At 44.6% G+C, this 231-nt stretch carries 1 pseudogene; it reads right to left on the bottom strand.

The annotated features are described in order from the left end of the window. Positions 1 to 146, bottom strand: a pseudogene (locus ACRHOZ_RS21640) (tRNA (adenine-N(6)-)-methyltransferase); the annotation flags it as partial. Positions 147 to 231 lie beyond the last annotated feature (85 nt).

Genomic DNA, 231 nt, shown 5'->3' with positions numbered 1-231 from the left:
ATGGCATCTATAACCTCCGCCATTGAGCGTGGAGCCATTTGATGGGCAATCAACCCCGTACCGGCACCGATATCCAAAATGGAATCCGATTGGGCTTCCAAACTTGTCCAAGCTCCAAGCAATACCCCATCGGAGCCCACTTTCATGGCACAGCGGACTTGATGGATAGTAAACTGTTTAAATTGAAATGGTTTGATTAAAATTCCAACCTACAAATTCCAAATTCCAAAT

The organism is Flagellimonas flava (assembly GCF_050617915.1).
Taxonomy (GTDB): domain Bacteria; phylum Bacteroidota; class Bacteroidia; order Flavobacteriales; family Flavobacteriaceae; genus Flagellimonas; species Flagellimonas flava_A.
Note: the sequence above shows the minus strand (reverse complement) of the source record. Positions and strands in the feature narration are given on the sequence as shown.